Raw genomic sequence first — 20,114 nt, 5'->3', positions numbered from 1 at the left:
GGGTTACGTTTCAGCGGGACATGATGACCGGCAAAGCCCATGGGCCCGACCTATCGCGGATGAAGCCCAATTTCCGGCAAGGGACCGCTTCGGAAGTCCTCAAGCTTCGCGATCACCGCACCCAAGGTTTGAGTTAAGAAATCAATTCCCCGCCGCGGGTAAATGCTGCCGCCGTCCGCAGCGCGGCGCCGTGGAGAGCCTGCTCCCCACTACTTTCGATTATGCGGGCGTCCACGGATTTTTTCTCTACCGGTGATTGCGCAAGGCGACGCCAGCCAAGTATTCAGTCACGCGGTGGCGACAATCCACTCCGAAGAGCTGCAGCAGGCTCGGCGGGGATAGGGCGTCCCCGGCAGATGAGTTCTAGAAGCTGGTTTTGCGAACCGAGCTGACAAGCCAGGATTGCCGGCGGCGGCTTGCTCGCCCGCTCTTCGTTGAGGAGCTGCGAATGAAGCTTCCGGACCTGGATGTTTTCGTTCGTGCAGGGAAATGCACAAGCGATCCCCGCTAAGGACGTTCTTCAACCGGAGCGGCGAGTTCGCCGCCTAGCAACATGCGCTCCGCAGCCCGACCGGCCATGAACTCGATGCACTGAGTATATCGGCCCATGCCTTGGCGTCGAAAACCCGCCCGTCATCTCCGTTATTGGACTGGCCCTGTCGATCGCAACGCCGGTTTCAAGACGGTGCTTGTGTTCTTGCGTCGGCTGCCAACATCATAGCGGCTGCTGAAGCTTGCCGACTTGCAGATGGGATTGGGCTGAAATCTCGGTGCACCGCAAGTTCACCGCCTGCGGCAAGGTCGGCTGGGTTGATACCCGGATCGAGTGAGGCGAAGTGATCATTCGCCAAGGACGTCTCTGGTAGGCCCTGCCGATTTCTCCTACTGGTATCTTCCGATGCGCGGAGGTTTACTTTGCTTCGCAATCTCTGACGATGCGGCCATCACGGGTCGATACCACGATCGGCGGGGTGGTGTAGTCGTCGCCTCAATCGCCACAATCTGCTTCAGGATGGATTATGCTGCACTTCCCTTGCACTCTCGTAATGGTTGCTGTTGGATAAGTGGGCGTCACATTGGCGTGTCGCGAAAACATTTCATTGTCTATTTGAGGAGGAAAGTATGCTTCGGATCACTGCTCTTATTTTCTTCGCCCTTACCTGGTCCGCGAATGCCCAAACAAACCGCACCGAGTTGAAACGCGCCGACCTAAGCGGCACGAATATGGAGATTGTAGTCAGCGTCGTCGACGTACAGCCCGGAAATAATCTCATTCGCCACACGCATCATGGCGAGGAAGCCGTTTACGTTCTAGAGGGCGCAACGTTGGCGCTACCCGATGGAAAAGAGGTGCCATTTCCTACGGGAGCAGCAACAATCAACATTCGCGACGTGCCCCACGGTGGTTTCAAGGTGGCAGGCGACAAAACCCTGAAGATGTTGACGGTCCATATCGTCGATAAGGGTAAACCAATGATGGAGCCTGCAAAGTAAGAGGTCCCCTCAAACCGACATCAAGAAAAAGCGGTCGCAAACGCGCACCCGCTTTTTCTGCTTGAGAAAGCTACGCCGGGGGTATTCTCGAATCCAGATGGTCGCCTCCGCGCCCATCCGCCCCTCGGCGACGCGCTCAACGCCGCATCGCTATCTCGAAGTAGCTCCAGCTCGGGGGGCACGTCGCCTTCCGCCACGGAAAGGACAGCGCATGGTCATTAAGCGTCGGCACTTCAAGCAAGAGCACTCTCTGGAGGAACGCCTTACCGAAGAGGCCAAGAGTCTTCGTGAAGAAGCAAGCGTACTCCCCGAAGGTATGGAAAAAGAGCAGCTACTTAAGAGAACCCGGCAAGCTGAGACCGGCGCGCATATGAGCGAGTGACTTCAATCTTCCGGGTTCTGGCCCCCCATATGAACCAATCAGCGAAGCCAAGCGCCGGACGAAAGATAGCGGCCGGGGCGTCTGTTTTGCTCGCCCTGCTACTGATGGGTTTTTTCTTTGTCGCGTTCTAAGGTAGGCCCGCAGCGAATGTCCTAACTAGGACGGCACCCAATCGCATGACCCCAGGCCGGCGAGAATCTGTTCGGCTAACCGAATAAACACGACTTCAGCTGAATGTTTATTTCGGTTCGCTAATAACGCTGGCACTCCGCGGATCACCCAGGTCAGCAAAGACCTTTTCGCGTAGTCTTTGCAAAAACGGCCCCAACGCGGTGAGGCGCGGCGCGGAGGGGCCGAGTTGCCACGATCACCTGCACGCCAAAACCAGCATCACTGGGCCGTTTATCCTAACGATCGATAATAGGAACGATCGGCTTGGCAACGAGTCGGCTCAGGTCCCCCAGCCGATCCAGCCCCCCCCCCCGGCTGCTGGAGGAAAACCCGCATTGTTCGGGTTGGCGGCCCTCGGGTTGGGGCCGTTTCAATTCGCTGGACGCATGAAACCCTTCAATTTCACAGGTGGTGTTGCAATGGAATTTATTGGACGCCCGATGAGTGTCAAACGCCATCCGGAACTGCCCCCTTTGCGTCATGAAGAACTGCCCCCACCATCGGGTTATGATCTTGGTTGAAGGTTGCTTCCGTCGGTGACGGGACGGAGGGAGGCGGAGCCGACCGGAGGGCCGTCACCGGCGGGCGGCGGCTTGATGAGGCCGCTCTTCCGTTTGGCGCGGAGCCGGTAGCTGTCGCCGCGGATAGTCAACACGTAGCTGTGGTGCAGGAGCCGGTCGAGGATCGCGGTGGCGACCACCGGATCGGCGAACACGGTGCCCCATTCGGCAACGCTGCGGTTCGACGTGATCAGCATGGCACCAGTTTCGTAGCGCCGGCTGACCAGTTGGAAGAACAGATGGGCCGCGTCGGGCTCCAGCGGCAGATAGCCGAGCTCGTCGACGATCAGTAGCTTTGGCTTCGACAGCGCGAGTAGTTTCTCGTCCAGGCGCCGATCGCCATGCGCCTTGGCAAGGCCAGCGACCAGCGTCGTCGCCGTGGTGAACTGCACCGTATACCCGGCCAGGATTGCCTCTCGCCCGAGCGCGATCGACAAGTGCGTCTTACCGACGCCCGGCGGGCCGAGCAGCAGCACGTTCTCTCCGTTGGCGATCCAACGTGACGCGGCCAGGTCGCGGATCTGCTTCGGATCGATCGACGGCTGCGCCTCGAAGTCGAAGCCAGCAAGCTCCTTCACGGCCGGGAAGTGTGCAAGCTTCAGCGCCATGTCGATGCGGCGATGATCCTTGCGTGCGATCTCGCGCTCGCACAGCAGGATCAGCGTCTCACGTGCCGACAGGTTCGCGCGCGCTGCCTCGTCGAGCAGGCTATCGAGCTGATCGCGGATGCCGGAGAGCTGCAATCGCGCCAGCATGGCATCAAGGGGATCAGTCGGTACTTCGGTTGCCTTCTTTGCGCGCGTCATCAGAAGCTTCCCCCGATCACGGCTTCATATTCGGCAAGAGGACGCAACAACGAAGGCGGTGGAGACGACCCCGGCACCGCCGCCGCAATCTCCGGCCGGCGGACCGCGCCATTGCGCCCGGCAACACCATCGAGATGGGCGGGATCGGCGATCCGCAGCCGGCGCCCCTCCGATTGCTTGTGGACCGCTACCTGGTGCAATCCATGGCGGATCCGCACCTCGCCGGCCGCGACCGTTACCGCCACGCGCTCGCCAATTAGGCGCCACGGCACTGAGTAACTGTTCGTGTCGATCTCGATGGCGCAATCGTTGCCGACGACCCGGGTTAGTTCGCGCAATGATCCGAACGAGGGCTGCCCGCCGAGCGGTTTTAACCGGTGTGCCTCGTCGCGTACGAAGCGAACCATCGGCGCCTCGCCGGTCGTGCCGTGGATACGCACGTTCGCCACCTCACGCTCCCACTTGGCGAGATGCGCCTCGAATGCCTCCCAACTTACGAAGGAATGCCCCGCGATCGCGTTCTTCTTCACGTAGCCGACGCCATTCTCCGTCTTGCCCTTCGTGCGTGCCCGATATGGCGCGCAGGCGCGTGGACGGAAGCCCCAATGCTTCGCAAACGCGATGAGTTTGTCGTTGAACTGAACCGACCGGCTCACCGCGTCGTGACGCACGACGAGCGCGCGTGGATTGTCCATCAGCACTTCCTCCGGCACGCCGCCGAAGGTCGTAAATGCGCTCTCGAGCCCGGCGAACCAGTGCTCTTGCTTCTCCGCCCGGAACGCACGCAAATGCAGCCGTCGCGAATGCCCGAGCGTTGCCACGAACACGAATGCTTTGACCTTCACCCTGCCGATCTCGACCAGACGCTCCCCGAAGTCGATCTGCAGCTGTCGGCCAGGAGGCGTCTCGAACCTCGTCGTCGCCAGCGCCTCCGCCTTCAGCGCCTGACGATAGGGCTGCACCGCGCGTTGCAGCGTTCGCCGGCTTACCTCCACGCCTTTCTCGGCCAACAGATCCTGGCGAACCACGTCAGCATTACCGCGATGGCGAATGAACCTCTCGTGCAGCCAACCCTCAAGGCCGTCGAGCAGCTTCGGCCGCTCAGGCGACTTGAACGGCTTCACCCCGCCCGCCGCCACGTAGTCCTTCACCGTGTGATGGCTGCAGCCCAGCTGGCGCCCAATCCGCTTCAGACCCCACCCGCACGCCCTTAGGCGCAACATCTCCGCCACGTCATCCGGCGTCTTCATCACCTGCCCCCGTGGATCACTCCACGGCGAGCCTCTAGTGATTCGTTCCTCGTTCATTCGCTCTCTCCTCAGCTATCCGAGGAGGGGGCAATTCCTCATGACGCCGAGGGGGCAGTTTTCCATGGCGCGCGACAGATGAGAGGCCGATTCCTCGTTCGGCAAGGCGGCAACGGCTGGATGGTCTACGATAGCGAATGCAAAGGACCGGCCCAGATAGAAAAGGACGGCGCGTTCGCCGAGAAGCTGACAAAAGACCAGGCTGAGATTTTAGCGAAGCTATTCACGAGTCGCGAAAAGCGGCCCCTGACGTTAGAATGGCCTCAACGCCCGCGGAGAGCGCTAAGGCCGCGGTAATAGTCCCAGTCCATCGTTTAGATTTGACGTCGTGGACTGCTGCTCGTTCCCTGAACAGAACGGACCCGGCGAGACGCTGAGGCCGAGTCGACGGCCCTAGCGAGGTGCAGCCGGGGCCACCGGTTTAAACTGATTGAGAATGTACCCCGGATCTTCGGGGGCAAGGAAGCGTTGGCAGGAACTAGCTTTGGGTGGCCGACGTTACTGCCGCGACGGTCAATTTTGCAAACCGCCCCGACAATAGCCTGATCTTCTTCGGACCAGCCAACGGCCGCGACCTTTTATTTTGGGATAGAAGCAATGCCAAACAATTTAACCAACCGCGTCCAGCCAGATCGCTCGAAGATCAACATGCACGAGCCATACGAGGTGAAGTATTGGACCCATGCACTTGGTGTGTCGAAGAATGACCTTCAGAAGGTCGTCGAAAAGGTCGGCAACTCCGCTGCTGCGGTCCGCAAGGAATTGGGTCTGCCCGACAAAGCTCAAGAATGACCAAACCGACCTGTCCGATTTGCTTGGGGTTGGGCTGGGTCTGCGAGAACCATCCGCACTTGCCTTGGACGGCGGAGGCACATGGCTGTCAGTGCGGCGCCGGCATGCCTTGCGAGTGCAATCGGGCGGATGGGATTGATGAGCCTGATGCGAGCAAGGTCATTGAGCAATCCGAATAAGATATTGCCGTCTGGCAATTCGTAGGGCTGCGCTGCATGGACGCTACCGACGAGCTAGGAAGGCGCCTAGCAAGAATGCAACGGCAAGGGACTGAAATGGAGCTGCCCGGGTCGCTTCACTCAAATGATGCAGCCACCGATCATGTTGTGGCAAATGTTGCAACGCGTCGTCTTCAGCCATCCGCCGGATCGCTTCTGAAGCTCGGTCTATTCGCTGCTCGGGCGTGGCAGTAGGTGCAACTGAGCTTTCGTCAGCCATGTAAGTCTCCTCGCGCCGGTCGCCTACCAAACGGACTTGTTGCATGAGCGCTAACGTCCGGCGAATATCGACTGTTCCTAGGTTGTGCCGTTCGGGCCGATAGCTGATCGGCGGCCTCTCGGGCATCTTCGTCAAGGCCGTTGGGGGCGCGGCTTGTCCGTCGTACAATCGGGCGTCGCTTGGATCGCGGGTCCATAGTGCAAGAGTGGCCAGGTCGGATAGAGCGCAGGCTGTCGGCCATAATGGCCGCCGATGTCGCCGGCTATTCACGGCTCATGCACGATGACGAAGAGGCCACGCACGCCAAGCTGAGCGAACTTCTCGCAAGAGAAGTGAGCCTGCTATTGCCAGTCACGGCGGCCGTATCGTGAAGAACACCGGAGACGGGTTCTTGGCAGAGTTTCCGAGCGCGGTCGAAGCAGCGCCATGGGGCATGCGGCGAAAAGCTGCCCTCAGGGAGGCCGTGTCACTGATGCGCTGTCCCTGCGGCGCAACGTCGATAGTCACCACCGGCCGAGAGTTGCACACACCGCGGGCACATCTAAAAACGACGCAATTCGACGATGAAGACGAAGGAAGAACACTTAACTCAAAGGCAAACCTCGGGTGGAAGCCTGCCGGATGAGTCGGAGCGCCGAAGCAATGCAGTCACCTGCCCATTAGCGCTACGTAACAGTCGTATACGTAGAGTCGGCGGGGATTTGTGCTTCGTAATGCTTGGCTTTTTCTATCAGTGCGTCGCGGACTGGACCTTCCGGCAGAAGCGCGGCTTGATGGCGCGCCTGTCTCGCGCATTCTGCGATTTTACTTGCCAGTTCTTCCGTCTCGCGATCCATCGTCGCCGCTCCTCCGAACTAGAAGCCATGCTAGCGCGGTGGGCCAGCGCTTTCTTGGCACGCCGCCGAATGCTCGGAAATCCACTTCGTTGCGTCGTGCTCCGTAACAAAACCTTTGATGACTTCGGTTTCGCCATCGGCCCACAGAATATCGATTCTCCAGCCGGTGCCGGGGTTTTTGCAAGCCATGAAGGCTGGGCGCTGCTCTATCATTGCTTGACTATGCGCCGACTGGTGGCTGCTACAAGCCAGTGATCCTGCCACACTTCGCTTTTTTGGCCCCAATCTATTGAGCCTTAACTCCCGCGCCCGCGCCGTTCTTCCGAGATCGGGAGTCAAGAAGATCGGGCAACGGTGGTAGTTGCTGGCGCTATGCAAGAAATTCACTGACTTGAAAAATTTGAAGGCTCATTTCGCACGGCTTGATGAGGTGACGCTGAACGGATGCTCGACCGTCTCGCGACGAAGGCGCATAGCAAGCGGGTTCGCATCGAGCCGCTGCTGCAAAGCGTCGAGCAGATCCTCGCGCTCCCATCGCGTGATCCGTCGCGCTGATCCGGGCGTGGAGGCGCAGCGCCTCGTCGGACTCTTCGTTTGTGTAGCGATACGCCAATCGAAGTGCACGTGGCGTGGCGCGGAGCGGCGGTGAGGCGATAGCCAAATCGCAATCCTGAGACAGAAGCGCTGACCTAAATTCACCCTCGATTGAAATAAAATTTGATGGGATAAGTCCAAAAGCTGACTTGATCTTTAAGCTTTCTTGAAACCGCAACGCTCCACCAATTCGAATGGGTAAGAAGCGATGACCGATCAACAGTTGGCTCTTCATGCCGTCAGCGAAGCCCTGTGCATATTGGACGAGTATCTTCTGCCCCGCCCCCACGACAGTGAACGCATACTCGACAAGTTAGTTGAGGTTCTTGAGCGGCCCGACTTGGTCGTTGCTGTAAGTCGACTGCGGCAACGAAGTAGTCTCTAAGTGTTCCGATGAAGAGGCAATTTTCATTTATTCCTTTGGCCGCTCGCATCGCTACTTTTCTATTGATTGGAATGCCGACCGCGCAGGCAAAACAGCAATGCAGTGCGGTGATGCCCCCAAATCCGCGCGAGTATTGGTCTTGGCGCCTCATCGACGGACGAAAATGCTGGTACGAAGGCAAGCCCATGCTTTCAAAATCATTATTGGAGTGGCCCGTGCGGATTTCGACGCAGGCACGTCCCACCGAGGAGCTTGCAAGTGCACTCATAGAGAAGCCCAGCGATCCGATCGGTTCAGAAGAATGGACGCCATCTCGCCAGAATACCTTCGATGCCCTGTGGCGCACCAGGGTTGAACAGCGGTAGGGCTTTGACCTTCAAATTAAGAGAGGCTGACTTTCTCTTCATCGCTGAGGCTGTAGGACTCGGTGACTGGTATAGTCGACGTCGGCCATGCATCGATCGATCGAACCAATACTGTAGCTTCGTCGATCTCAAGTCTTTCGCTTCGATTGCCGTGAGAGCGCCATATTTTCCAATGAATGCACACGGAACGGCGCCCCGCAGAAAAGTAGCTAATCTCCAAACCGCCGATGAAACTGACCGGAGATCGTCCTTTACGCCAGTCCCGAGAAAGCCGCCCGCAGGATCATGGAGCACGCTCACGCATTCGAGCCGATCCAGGGCGGCCGGATCTAGATCGAGAAGATCAACTATCCAATGCTCTACCGGGATAAGGCGACACCGGCTGAGTATTGGGCTGACCTGAAGTATGCCGAGGAAACATGAAGTGGCTTGAGTACCGCGAGATGGCACCTTCGTCAGAATGACGCAGGCTGGCAAAGGCCCGTTCGGCTGATCGGCAGAGAGCACGCCAGTCGTGCTACAACGTGGGCGCCGCGCGTTCTGACGGCAAGCTACCCCTTCAGGGGTATTAAACTTTTTAAGTCTTTGTGCAGACTTAGCTTAGCCAGGATTTTGCAGATCCTTCCTGGGGCTAGAACCGACGCCGTCCGCATGCATTTTAAGCGGGCGGCGTTCGTACAATCTGAGCCGGCGTAAGCAGCAAGAAGCCCCGACGGGGGCTAGCGGCGTCAGGGCTTCTTTCCGGATGTGATCCTCCCCGGACCGCATCCTCAGCGCGCGACTGGCTGAGCGCACCGTCAGTCTACCGGGAAATCTCAGCATTTTAGACCGCTCTGCCGGATTACCTCGACTTGACACGTGTCTAAGTTCGGTAATGTCTCACCTTGAATTTTATCCCGCTTTGTCGCGTTTTCAGACGCGCGCTCCATCTGCTCGGCCGTAAGGAGGCGCACGCGAGGCTAGAGCGTTGATTCTTTGCCGCAGATGATCAACCAGCCGCTCCGCACCGACAGTCATGCAGCCATCATGCCCCCAAGGCACTTGGACGACCTCGAGCTGAGAACACAGGTGCCGCCAGTTCCGTCCCTCGTGTTCGGCCGCGTAAAAGGCAACGGCGACCTCGAGCGATGCCGGAAGATATCGCGCCATCGCCATCGAATAAGCATCCCACAGAGCCGGCGAAATCTTGCCCTTGGCGGTCCATACCGGTTCGCTCGTCGAATGCTTGGCGTCTCGCTATGCGGAAGCGATACTGGCGCTGGATCATGCGCGCGCTTTGCCGCCTGGGCCGGCTCGCGTTGAAGCGATGAAACATGCCGGCGCCCTTCGCGTCGCGGCAGACCGGATCACTGGCCCGAAGCTGCCCCGTCGCGGGCGTCCACCAAGTTAATCGGGCGACAAGGAGTGAGGCGCATTGCTCATCAAGCGCTTTGACAGGATGTCGCAGCGCCGGAACGTTTGAGCGATTCGTCAAATCGGTTCGGGATGGGAAAGTTTCGGCATCACGCTACTAAGCGTCGCGATAATCGCGGCGATGTATTTCTACGCCCTCAGTCTCGGATAGCCTATCCGCTCTCATATTCCAGTTCGCGCGCACCTACCTTTCTTGACTTGCAAGGCCGTGCGGCGTGCTTGCCGCTAATGCGACCGTTCCTGGACAGCAATTAGATCAGCTTCCCCGGGCCCGGATCGCGGACCCGTACCGCGTTCCTAATCCCGGCCTTGGCCGTGAACCCGAGCGCTTGAGATACACGGACTCAGATGTCTGACAGTCTGACATATCGCAGTCCAACTAACGCGTGACCAGCGGCCCTGACTGGGCCGAGCGCACTAAGCGTTCAGCCGCGCGCGTGCCGGGTCTCCACATTTTTCTCAGGGCCTCGTGGTGCGGGAAGTAGAGGCGCGCTATATCGCTTCGCCTGAGGAGATAAGGTTCCCGCGGCGCGGGCGAGTACCTGCGCTAGGCTTGCTCGCGCGAGCGCTTCCTAGAACTCGCTTTCAAGACCCGATTTGCGGCCGACCGGTTAATCGACGATGCTCCCACACGCTTTTCGCGAATGCAGCGCACTTTGATGACGAGCACACCGCATTTCGAGGGCAATCAGATTGGTACTCGGTAATAGTCATTTACCGATCGACCGGCCGCCGGATCATTCCAATTCCATGCCGTCTCATCACGATATTTGGGCGCGCCCTGCAGTTGGCTTTCTGTCACGCCAGTGACGTACCCGCCAAGATTGGTGTCGTACTTCAACGATTGCCAAGGCAGTGGATAGTGATCATCGCCGATGCCAAGAAGGCCGCCGAAGCTCAGGACCGCGTAGGAGACCTTTCCGCTCTTTTTGTCGATCATCACCCGCTCGATACTGCCGATCTTCTGACTGTCTGCACCGTAAACTGTCGTGCCTTCAACCTTGTCGCTGCCGATCAAGTTGCCGGATTCCTTCGCTTCGAGTCCCATAACATCCTCCGTTTAAGATCAAATGTCTTCGGGAGAGCAAGGTTCCTACGATACGCCCGGTGCCAGCTTTAAGGTTGGGAAAAGGATGCAACCTTCGCCGTGGAAAGGCATTGCACGGCAATGATGCCCTTGTCACGGAGCTTGAAATGGCAAATGCAATCACAGTGCGGACGGCGATCGATATCGCTTGGAGCGTTTTCTGCGCCACTCACTCCGGGATTGATACATCAGATAGGCGTCGTTGTCTGCTTGAGCGTCACCTCTATGGGAGTTGGGATCGCCGCGAAGGCGATGCCGACGCGTGCGCAAGAGCTCCTCGAGCGCATCACTATAGAGGGCACGCGCGCGGTGATCGGCACCGCAAGGCCGGAGCATTGCCAAACTCGGTTCGGATGCAATCATCTTACTGCTCCGAGCGGTGCTTCCTAGCTAAAGGACCATCGATGCACATCGCCCAACTTGCCCTCGCTGAAAGCGTGCCTCCTAAGCTTTATGGAGGCGCCCGGCTCAACGTCCGGATTGCCGAGACCTAAAGCTTCTCTTTCACGACGAAGTAGCGGCCATCGGGCGTCACGGGATGCTTTATGCCGGCCACTTCTCAAATGAAGGGTTTGCCCCCGGTCACCGCGACGGTCGTGCCCGAAGTGTAGCTGGATAGCGGGTCGGCGAGCATCACGTAGGCTGTGGCGAGTTCAGCCGGCTGGCCAGCCCGCTTCAGCGGCACTTGCTTGCCAAAGTTCTTTACGGCCTCCGCTGGCATCGTCGAGGGAATAAGCGGGGTCCAAATTGGACCCGGCGCAACGGCATTCACCCGGATGCCGTTCTCCGCCAGCATCTGGGCCAGGCCGCCCGTAAAGTTCTGGATCGCTCCCTTCGTCGTCGCGTAGGCGAGCAGTATCGGATTCGGCATGTCGGAATTTACCGATGCCGTGTTAATGATGGCGCCTCCAGGCTTCATATGCGGGACCGCGGCCTTGGCGAGGTAAAACATCGCATGGATGTTCACCTCGAAAGTCATGCGCCATTCTTCGTCGCTGATGTCGCCGATGTCGGCGAAGGTCGCCTGATGCGCGGCATTATTGACGAGAATGTCGACGCCGCCAAGTTCCTGCACGGCGCGGTCGACCACGGTGCGGCAATGGTCGGCCGAGCGAAGGTCGCCCTCGACGAGGACAGCCCTGCGCCCTTCCTTCTCAATCATCGCCGCGACTTCTTTCGCATCGTCGCTTTCGTCAAGGTAGGCGATCAGGACGTCGGCGCCCTCGCGGGCGAAGGCTATGGCGACCGCGCGCCCGATGCCGCTGTCGCCGCCAGTAATAATGGCGCACTTGCCTTGAAGCCGTCCCGAGCCCTTATAGCTTGTCTCGCCATGATCCGGGCGCGGGTCCATCTTCCCCGTCGAGCTTGGCATGGGTTGTCGCTGGCTGGGAAACGGCGGTTTGGGATATTCGGGCATGATTCTGTCCTTTACTTCGTCCGGACGGCCTTAGCACCAATGGATTTCAGCGCGTCCACGACGCGCTTCGGATCGTCGCCATGGAAGTCGACGGATACTTCGATCGGGCCCTCAAGCTTCTCGCCCGGCTTCGGCTTTACCTCCACGTCGGCGAGCGCGGGTCGATCGCCGGATGTATTGTCGGCGCCCCTCGGCTGCACCACGTCGGTTCTCTGGACTCCGCACTCCTGCACAACGTGCTCGACCGCGAGCTCTGCCGCGCGGCGAGTATCGAATTCGGCGACGAGGATGCCTTCCATGCGTGTCTCTTTCGGGCAGGCGATGGCAAACAACCAACTGCGTCCCCCGGTGTTCCTATGGGGGCCGGCGGCCTTCGATGAACTCGTTAGAGCGCTCGCTTCAAATATTCTGCTGTCCGGCTCCCGGAGGCAGCAACTTGATCCGGTCGTCCGGACGCCACGATGCGGCCTCCTTCGTTTCCAGCGCCGGGGCCGACTTCTACAATCCAGTCGCTCTCCGCTGCAACAGACATATCATGCTCGACCAGAACGACGGTGTTGCCAGCCTCGACGAGCCCTTGCAGCTGATTGCCGAGCTTTGTGACATCGGACGGATGCAGTCCCGTCGTCGGCTCATCGAGAACGTATAATGTACCGCCACGATGGGCGCGCTGGAGCTCGGTGGCGAGTTTGACGCGTTGCGCCTCTCCTCCTGAAAGTTCGGTGGCCGACTGGCCAAGTCTAATGTAACCGAGCCCGACCTCGCGCAGAGCGCCCAAAGAGCGCGAAAGAACGTCATCGTCTTTAAAGAACTCGAAAGCCGCGTCGACGGTCATCGCCAGCACATCGGCGATCGACTTGTCCCGTATCTTGATCTCGAGCGTTTTCAGGTTATAGCGAGCGCCCCGGCACGTCGGACACGGAGTATAGACGCTCGGAAGGAACAGCAGCTCTACGCATACATAGCCTTCGCCCTCGCAGGTTTCGCAACGGCCCTTGGCCACATTGAACGAAAATCTGCCGGCGTCGTAGCGCCTGGCACGCGCCTGCTTCGTCCCGGCGAACAGTTTACGCACGTGATCGAGCAAGCCGGTGTAAGTCGCCAAATTGGACCGCGGGGTCCGGCCGATCGGCTTCTGATCGACCACAACGAGACGTTTAACGCGATCCAACCCTTCCGTAATTTCCCCACTCAGCGTACGCACGGTCTCCTGCAGCTCAGCTTCGTCCAGATCGGATTTGCGTTGCTGACCTAGGTTCTCCGCGATCGCCTCGACGAGAAACTGGCTGATGAGAGTGGATTTGCCCGAGCCGGACACGCCGGTCACACATGTAAGGACGCCGAGAGGGAGGTCGGCATCGAGACGGCTCAGGTTATTCCGCGTCACGTTCCGCAGCTTCAGCCAGCTGCTCGGCCGACGGATCTTGCGTGGTGCCCTCGCGGCATCTTCGAACAGATACCTTCGTGTTTGGGACGCCTCGACTTTGGCCAAACCGGCAAGGCGCCCGCTGTAGAGTATCCGACCGCCCTGGTCCCCGGCAGCGGGCCCAACGTCGACGATCCAGTCGGCCTCGCGCACCACATCGAGCTCGTGTTCAACGACAAAGAGCGAATTTCCCGATGCCTTCAGGCGCCCGAGTGCCCGCAAGAGCGCCTGAGTGTCTGCCGGGTGCAGGCCAGCGGAGGGCTCGTCCAGTACGTAGACGACCCCGAACAGGTTCGATCGGACCTGCGTCGCGAGCCGCAGACGCTGCAGTTCGCCCGGCGATAACGTCGGCGTGCTGCGCTCTAAGGTGAGATAACCGAGGCCTAGCTCAAGCAGAACTTCGAGACGCCCGACGAGATCCTCGACGATTCTCTGAACGACAAGCGCCTTTTCGGGATGATCGTCGGTACCGTCTTTCTTGCTTCCATCAATATACGGTTTGATAAGCTCGTCGAGCTTGGCCAACGGCAGGCGAGACATCTCGGCAATGTCCATTCCTGCGAATTTGACCGAAAGTGCTTCTGCTTTTAGCCGCTTCCCACCGCAGACCGGGCAATCATCGCTCGACAGAAACTGCGCTACACGCCGCTTCATCATGACGCTCTGCGTGGTGGCATATGTCTGAAGCACGTACCGGCGGGCGCCGGTGAAGGTGCCCATATAGCTGGGCTCCTCCTTGCGCTTCAGGGCTTTTCGCGTCTCGGCTGGCGTGTATCCCGCATACACCGGTACGGTTGGCTGCTCGTCCGTGAAGAGAATCCAGTCACGATCTTTCTTCGAAAGCTCGCGCCACGGCCTATCGACGTCATACCCCAAGGTGACGAGAATGTCCCGGAGATTCTGGCCCTGCCAAGCCGAAGGCCAGGCCGCAATGGCGCGCTCACGGATCGTCAAAGTGTCGTCGGGTACCAGACTTCGTTCGACGACCTGATGAATTCGCCCGATGCCGTGACAGTTCGGACAGGCGCCTTCCGGTGTGTTGGGCGAGAAGGACTCCGCGTAAAGCAAGGCCTGCCCGCGCAGATATGTGCCCGCCCGCGAATACAGTATGCGCAAGAGGTTGGAGAGCGTCGTGACGCTTCCCACCGACGACCTGGTTGTCGGCGATCCGCGCTGCTGCTGAAGGGCGACGGCTGGCGGCAATCCTTCGACTGCGTCGACGTCGGGCACCTGCATCTGATGGAATAGCCGACGTGCGTAAGGTGATACGGATTCGAGATAACGACGTTGAGCCTCCGCGTATAACGTCCCAAACGCTAAGGAGGACTTGCCGGATCCGGACACGCCTGTGAAGACCACGAGCTCATTGCGCGGGATGTCCAGCGAAACGTTCCGGAGGTTATGCTCCCGCGCTCCGCGGACGCGGACGAAACCGTCGGCAATCGCGGAAGTCAGTTCTTCACTTCTATCGGCTTTCTCGAACATCGAGAGGTAAAAGCCCGGCTGCATCTCGTGGTTCCCGAGGGCACCCGGTCGAGTCGCCCGGGGCGCGTTAACGAAGGAACCATGAAGGAACACCCTTGTTGCGTCTGATACAGCAAAGTCCTTGAGACGACCGAAGAATGGCCAAGAGAGATGTGCTACGGCTGGGGCCACCTGGCGCCAATACGATTCACATCTGCGTCGACCCAAGTATCCGTCAGGCTGGCTCGATCGCCCTCATGAGGTCCCGCGCGATCTTTTGCTTCATCTGTTGGTGCACTGGTTCGCCTTCTTGTCGGACCTCCATCTAAGGATGGTCGTGCCGTGCCGAAAGCGGCCACCGGTGAAGTGATCGTAGGACACTTCGACAACGTATTTCGGCTTCACCGCCTGCCATTCGGACGACCGTCTCGTCGACCATCGGCTTGGTCCGCCTGGCGCGTTGCCAGTGAAGCTTTTGGTCGCCGCAATCATCTCGAGTCTTTCGGTCAGCGCCGGCTTGTCCTTTGCCTTGATGGCTGACGAAAAGCCGACGTGGTGCAGGAGGCCATCTGCATCGTAAAGCCCCAGCAGCAATGAGGCGACAGCTTTGCGGCCGGCCTGCAGCTTCTCGCCGTAGCGAAAGCCTCCAATGACGCAATCAGCGCTGCGATATCGCTTGATCTTCTGCATGCCCTCGCGCTTCCCGGTCTGGTACGGAAGATCGAGCCGCTTCGCGACCACGCCGTCACTTCCGCCGCCGGCCGACTGCAGCCACCGCTCGGCATCCCCGAACTTCGTGCTGGCCGGCGATAGCCGATATAGCGGCGCGCTCGAAAAACTGCGGCCAGCAAGCTTTTCCAACTGAAGTCGCCGTCGGGACAACGGTTGGTCGGCCAACTTTTTGTCGCCCAGCTCCAGCAGATCGAAAGCGAGAAATAGGGCCGGCGTGTCCCGGGACAGCTTCTGAACGCGGCTAGCGGCCGGATGGATGCGCTGCAGGAGGTCATTGAACGAAAATTGCCCGCCAATCTCGACGACGAGCTCGCCGTCAAGCACAAGCCTCTGCTCGCGCAAATCGCGGGCTGCGGCGACGATCTCCGGGAAGTATCGGGCGAGATCCTGGCCGGACTTCGAGCGCATGGACACCGCGTCCCGGTCCCGCGCCAGCAGGCAACGAAATCCGTCCCATTTGGGTTCATATTGCCACTCCTTTCCGACTGGAATGGCATCGACAGAACGTGCCTCCATCGCCTCCATACGGACACCACGCGGCGGCATTTCGACCTCCTGCTCGATGATTGGTCGCGGGAATACTATCGTGCGCGCCACTTTGGCGGTCAGGAGCCGCGCCAGGACGTCACCCGTAACTTTCAAATGCGCTTCGACGAGCGCGCGGGGAAGCCATTGGTTAAGCGAGATGTCGACATACCGGTTCGACCTGACATCTCCAGAAACCGCAGCGGGCGGTCTCCCGTGTTGTCGATGTAGTGCCCATCGCGAACGCGGCGTGTGGGCGAGCCAGTCGGTTAGTAGGAAAGTGTTTTCTTCCGAGAACGCACCATCGTCGAAGACGAGCAGAAACTCGCACCCTTCACGTCGCTGTTGAGTCCTTGGATCGAGTGCGGGATTCCCGCCGGAAAATAGAAACATCGTCCGCGAATGTTCGAGCCGGCCTCGTCGACCGCGGTGATCCGCGCCTTGCCTCGAAGCATGTACGACCATTCGGCTTGTTTGTGCCAATGCAGTTCAGACGCCCCCTGCCTCCAGTCTCATGTTGACTCCTGACACGTCCTTTGCGATCGGCAGTTCTCGGATCGTCGTCTCGCGGGTCCACCCGCTCTTTTCGATCCTGACGTGACTGTCAGCGAACGACCATTTCAGATTGGGCATCGAGCCGTGATCGGTTTCCGGCGGGCGGATGGTGAAGGGCTCCTGAACTTCCCGCGCAGGCTTGCGAGAGCCCGAGATGTGGGCCCCTTTGCCGTCTCGTTTAGGCTCCGGCGGATCTTTAGCCATGACCATTCTTGATCGATCGTTGTCGGTCCTTCCAGAACGGCCTCGGGTCCCCTTCGTTGCTAGAGCACCGCGTACGGCCACAGCGTTCGCAGTAGGAACGGTTCCGCCGCCGGTCCATTGCCCAGATTGAAGGAGCAGGGAATGGCGGATCAGGTGCGGCGCGGAGCGATGAAGCGCAATCCAGCACAGACGTTTCGGAAGGCGTGAGACCGCCCGCACGGTGCGGCAAAGGAAAGAAGGGCAGCCGCCGGGCCAGGTGCTCGCATTTCTGCGTGATGTGGTGCGAGAGGCTCCGCTGCCTTCGGTGCTCGTCGCCTTCATGCTGGGCTGCCTGATCGCGCGTCGTTAGCCGGGAATATCGCGATCAATCGCAAGATCATCGAACAGGGGCGAAGAACCTCCGGCAAGCATCGCCGCCAGAAGTTCCGCCGCGAGGAAGCTGAAGGTAATGCCGTTGCCGCCATAGCCAAAGGCGGCGAAGATATTCTTGGAGCCGGGCACCCTGCCGATCAACGGCAAGCCGTCATGGGTGGTATCGAAGGCGCCCGACCAGCCGAACGCCACATCTTCCGATGCATGCGGCCAAAGCGCCTTCAGATAATCTTTGAGCGCCCTCACCTTGGCAGGCGTGGCGTCATCACGAGCGTCAGGCTCGATGAGCGTACGGTCATCTTCGCCACCAAGGATGATGCGGCCATCAGCGGTGGTCCGCGCATAGTGATAGTTCCGGCTCGCTTCCCAGATGAGCGCCTGTTCGGGCCACAGATGGCCTGGCTGCCGCCGGCTCGCGATGACCCAGCTGGAAGCTGGTTGCTGCGCCGTGGGCCGCACAATATCCGGCATCACATAGCCGGTCGCGAGCACAACCTGGCGCGCCTCGATCGAAAGTCCGTTCTCAAGGCCGACGGTGACTCTCTGGGCCGTGCTGTCGTAGGCAACCGCGTTGGCCTTGAGAAGGCGGGCACCGCGTTGCAGGGAGATATCAAGCAGGCCATGTGTGAGCAGCACAGGATCGGCATCAGCCGCGTCCCTTGACAAAAGGGCGCCCGCCCGCGCGATGCCGAAGCGCTTCAGCAGCGCGGCGTGATCGAGATAGAGGGACGGCAGATCGGCGCGGCTCCTCAGCGCATATTCATCCTGAACAAGGTTCGGACTGTCATCGACGACGAGATAGAGCGAGAGACGCCGTCGCATCTGGCAGGCAATTCCATGCTGCCCAACCAGGGACGGCAGGCCTTGCGCGGCATGGTGGCTGGCCCGATAGCAGCGAACGGCCTTCTCGAAACCATAGAGCTGCGCGAGTTCGAACAGCGGCCGGTCGATTTCCCAGAGCAGCATGGCGGTGCTGGCCACCGTGCTGCCGAGACTGGGAAGCTCGCGATCGATGACGACCACCTGGCGGCCTTGCCGTGTCAGGCGCTCGGCCATCAGCGCACCGGTGATGCCGGCGCCGATGATCAACACCTCGCACCGAAAGCTGTCAACGATCGGCTCAATTGGCAGCGGCAGTAGGACGGCCCACGGTGTGCGCGGGCTACGCAGATCGCCCTGCTCGATGTCCTCGTCCTTGAAGATGGAACGCTCCCTGAGCCTTGACCGGATCTCGCTAGACCTTTACCGGGCGCAAAGCCGACACGGCCGGAGCATTGATCGGCCGTCCGTTGGGCGCAAAGATCGAACCGTGGCACGGACAATCCCAGCAGCTCTCGAAGCTGTTCCAGTGCAGATGACAGCCAATATGCGTGCAACTGGCCGAATGAAGATGCAGTTCGCCAGCCTTGTCCTTGTAGGCTGCGATCTTTTCGAGTCCCCGCCGCAGAATGGCGCCCTCACCCGGCTGAAGCTCTTCGAGCGAAGCGATTTCACCCGGCGCCACATATTCCGCGAGGTTTTGCAGGATCGTCATGTTCTCGCGCAGGAAATTCCGCGCCGCTGCGAGCGGCTTGCGATCCGGCGCATAGACGGACTTCCACGGATGATCTTCGCCCAGAATGAGGGCTGTGTTCAGCATCGCGCCCATCACACCATGGGTCAGGCCCTGGCCTGAATCGCCCATTGCAAGGTAAATGCGCTCGCTGCCGGGCTCGCGGCCGATGAAGCCGGCATAGTCGATCGTGTCGAGAACCTGACCCGACCAGCGATGGGTTATGCGGTCCAAAGCCGGGATCAATTCACGCGCCCAGTTCTCCAGCCGAGCAAAGCGCTGGTCGGCATCGTTGGCCTCACCGCTTTTATGGTCTTCGCCGCCGACCAGCACGAAATCAACCTCCTCGGGGCCCGTTTGCAACCGCACATAATGGTAGGGATCTTCGGTGTCCCAATAGAGCGCGTCGGGCAGTTCGCCCCGCGCGATGGCAAAGGCGAGCACGTAAGTGCGGTAAGGAGCAACCTTGGTATGCAGTTGAAAGCGGTCGGCGATTGATGCGTTGGTCGCGATGACAGCATGCGCGGCCGTGATCTGCCCCTGTGAGGTTCGCAGCGTGACGCCGCCGTCATGTTCGGCGACTTCCTCGACCGGGCTGTTGGCAAAGAAACGGACGCTGCCGCTTGCGCAAGCGGCAGCAAGTCCGGCGAGATATTTGAGGGGATGGAATTTTGCCTGGCGCGGATAGCGCAAGACGTGCCGGCTCTCGCAGCCCTTGAGCGGCACGCCGACCAGCCGGTGCACCGGTGCGCCGACCTCGCGCACCGCTTCCAGCTCCTCATCGAATATGTCGGCCGGCATGCCATTGCCCTGAAAAAGATAGCCGTCAAGACGGAGAAAGTCGCAGGCAATTTTCTCACTTGTCTGGATTTCCTCGATGCGATCCACGGCGGCGGCCTGACTTTCGTAGAACAGCTTGGCGGCCTCGGCGCGGCGCAGCTTCCTGAATTCGCTCATCAAATCATCGCAGAGCGGTGCAAGATGCGCCGAGGTGCGCGCCGTCATGCCGCTTGCGATACCCTTGCGGTCGATGACGATGACCGAGCGGCCGCGCTTCATCAATTCGTACGCCGTCGACAGTCCGGCGATGCCCGAACCAACCACGGCGACATCGCATTGCACATCGCCTTTGAGGGCACCCGCCTCCGGCAGGATTTCGGTCTCCATCCAGAGCGAGGTGCTGACCATGTTGAACTCCACCCAAAGAGGCAAAACGCGGCCTGTTTGCGCGAGTTCC

General features: G+C 59.9%; 16 protein-coding genes and 1 pseudogene. 6 read left to right on the top strand and 11 right to left on the bottom strand.

What is annotated here, in order from left to right; genetic code table 11:
• Positions 1 to 1,122: 1,122 nt before the first annotated feature.
• On the top strand, positions 1,123 to 1,494 hold the full coding sequence (locus tag J2R80_RS13825) for a cupin domain-containing protein (RefSeq protein ID WP_016844188.1): 372 nt from the start codon (positions 1,123 to 1,125) through the stop codon (positions 1,492 to 1,494).
• Positions 1,495 to 1,705: 211 nt separating this feature from the next.
• Entirely contained in the window at positions 1,706 to 1,876 is a 171-nt protein-coding gene (locus J2R80_RS13820; RefSeq protein ID WP_253638729.1) for a hypothetical protein, read from the top strand.
• A gap of 676 nt (positions 1,877 to 2,552) precedes the next feature.
• Here J2R80_RS13820 and istB read toward each other — a convergent pair.
• Positions 2,553 to 3,413, bottom strand: coding sequence for an IS21-like element helper ATPase IstB (gene istB / locus J2R80_RS13815; RefSeq protein WP_253638728.1), 861 nt, complete (start codon positions 3,411 to 3,413; stop codon positions 2,553 to 2,555).
• Entirely contained in the window at positions 3,413 to 4,720 is a 1,308-nt protein-coding gene (gene istA, locus J2R80_RS13810) for an IS21 family transposase (RefSeq protein WP_253638727.1), read from the bottom strand. Before istA ends, istB begins: the two co-directional genes overlap by 1 nt.
• Positions 4,721 to 5,317: 597 nt before the next feature.
• Here istA and J2R80_RS13805 point away from each other — a divergent pair.
• The 4 genes and pseudogenes from J2R80_RS13805 (at position 5,318) to J2R80_RS13790 (ending at position 8,130) form a co-directional block, all read left to right on the top strand.
• Positions 5,318 to 5,512, top strand: coding sequence for a DUF3606 domain-containing protein (locus J2R80_RS13805; protein ID WP_253638726.1), 195 nt, complete (start codon positions 5,318 to 5,320; stop codon positions 5,510 to 5,512).
• A 632-nt stretch (positions 5,513 to 6,144) separates the two neighbouring features.
• A pseudogene (locus tag J2R80_RS13800) lies at positions 6,145 to 6,410 on the top strand (adenylate/guanylate cyclase domain-containing protein); the annotation flags it as partial.
• Positions 6,411 to 6,513: 103 nt separating this feature from the next.
• Positions 6,514 to 7,041: a hypothetical protein gene (locus J2R80_RS13795; protein WP_229190199.1), complete on the top strand. Its 528-nt coding sequence runs from the start codon at positions 6,514 to 6,516 to the stop codon at positions 7,039 to 7,041.
• Positions 7,042 to 7,773: 732 nt separating this feature from the next.
• Positions 7,774 to 8,130 carry a hypothetical protein gene (locus tag J2R80_RS13790; RefSeq protein WP_125459264.1) on the top strand — a complete coding sequence of 119 codons (357 nt, stop codon included), beginning with the start codon at positions 7,774 to 7,776 and terminating at the stop codon, positions 8,128 to 8,130.
• A 2,101-nt stretch (positions 8,131 to 10,231) separates the two neighbouring features.
• Here J2R80_RS13790 and J2R80_RS13785 read toward each other — a convergent pair.
• The 9 genes from J2R80_RS13785 to J2R80_RS13750 form a co-directional block, all read right to left on the bottom strand.
• Positions 10,232 to 10,591 (bottom strand): PRC-barrel domain-containing protein, encoded by a 360-nt coding sequence (locus tag J2R80_RS13785; protein WP_225649539.1) that lies wholly within the window; start codon positions 10,589 to 10,591, stop codon positions 10,232 to 10,234.
• 598 nt (positions 10,592 to 11,189) lie between these two features.
• Positions 11,190 to 12,047, bottom strand: a complete 858-nt coding sequence (locus J2R80_RS13780) for a glucose 1-dehydrogenase (protein ID WP_253638725.1) — start codon at positions 12,045 to 12,047, stop codon at positions 11,190 to 11,192.
• Between the two features lie 11 nt (positions 12,048 to 12,058).
• Positions 12,059 to 12,346, bottom strand: a complete 288-nt coding sequence (locus tag J2R80_RS13775) for a hypothetical protein (protein WP_253638724.1) — start codon at positions 12,344 to 12,346, stop codon at positions 12,059 to 12,061.
• A gap of 86 nt (positions 12,347 to 12,432) precedes the next feature.
• Positions 12,433 to 14,958 (bottom strand): excinuclease ABC subunit UvrA, encoded by a 2,526-nt coding sequence (locus J2R80_RS13770; RefSeq protein WP_253590574.1) that lies wholly within the window; start codon positions 14,956 to 14,958, stop codon positions 12,433 to 12,435.
• A gap of 261 nt (positions 14,959 to 15,219) precedes the next feature.
• Positions 15,220 to 16,185: an ATP-dependent DNA ligase gene (locus J2R80_RS13765; protein ID WP_375162647.1), complete on the bottom strand. Its 966-nt coding sequence runs from the start codon at positions 16,183 to 16,185 to the stop codon at positions 15,220 to 15,222.
• A gap of 278 nt (positions 16,186 to 16,463) precedes the next feature.
• The gene (locus J2R80_RS43685; protein WP_375162578.1) at positions 16,464 to 16,649 is read right to left on the bottom strand and encodes a hypothetical protein; all 186 of its coding nucleotides are present in this window, start codon (positions 16,647 to 16,649) and stop codon (positions 16,464 to 16,466) included.
• A gap of 34 nt (positions 16,650 to 16,683) precedes the next feature.
• The gene (locus J2R80_RS43680) at positions 16,684 to 16,953 is read right to left on the bottom strand and encodes a hypothetical protein (protein ID WP_253625470.1); all 270 of its coding nucleotides are present in this window, start codon (positions 16,951 to 16,953) and stop codon (positions 16,684 to 16,686) included.
• A gap of 345 nt (positions 16,954 to 17,298) precedes the next feature.
• Positions 17,299 to 18,417: an FAD-dependent oxidoreductase gene (locus J2R80_RS13755; RefSeq protein ID WP_253638723.1), complete on the bottom strand. Its 1,119-nt coding sequence runs from the start codon at positions 18,415 to 18,417 to the stop codon at positions 17,299 to 17,301.
• Between the two features lie 142 nt (positions 18,418 to 18,559).
• The gene (locus J2R80_RS13750; RefSeq protein WP_253640965.1) at positions 18,560 to 20,065 is read right to left on the bottom strand and encodes an FAD-dependent oxidoreductase; all 1,506 of its coding nucleotides are present in this window, start codon (positions 20,063 to 20,065) and stop codon (positions 18,560 to 18,562) included.
• Positions 20,066 to 20,114 lie beyond the last annotated feature (49 nt).

This window comes from Bradyrhizobium sp. USDA 4541, from assembly GCF_024171085.1.
Classification (GTDB): Bacteria; Pseudomonadota; Alphaproteobacteria; order Rhizobiales; family Xanthobacteraceae; genus Bradyrhizobium; species Bradyrhizobium australafricanum.
Note: the sequence above shows the minus strand (reverse complement) of the source record. Positions and strands in the feature narration are given on the sequence as shown.